Annotated in this window: 1 protein-coding gene; it reads right to left on the bottom strand. The window is 69.6% G+C overall.

The window, feature by feature from the left end:
- On the bottom strand, positions 1-263 hold a 263-nt coding region (locus SAZ04_RS22325), incomplete at both ends, for a putative sulfate exporter family transporter (protein ID WP_332699834.1).

The following is a 263-nucleotide window of genomic DNA, read 5'->3' as shown; positions in this document are numbered from 1 at the left end:
ATGGCGTAGCCGGCGCCGACCACCTGGGCGACGTCGTGGACGGTCGCGCCGATGAACAGCCCGGCCTGGTGATCGCCGAACCCGAACAGCTGCGAGACGATCGGATAGAGGACCATGGCGACGGTCGACAGGGTCGATACGCCGATGATGGTGAAGCCGGTCAGCCGCTCCTTGCGATCGTCGGGCGGGAGCGCGGCCGAGATCGCCATCGCCGCCGAAGCGCCGCAGATCGCGGTCGCTCCGCCGGACAGCAGGCCGAACTC

Source organism: Halalkalibacter lacteus (assembly GCF_036663595.1).
Classification (GTDB): domain Bacteria; phylum Bacillota; class Bacilli; order Bacillales; family Bacillaceae_D; genus Halalkalibacter; species Halalkalibacter lacteus.
This window is presented reverse-complemented; position numbering and strand designations above follow the sequence as displayed.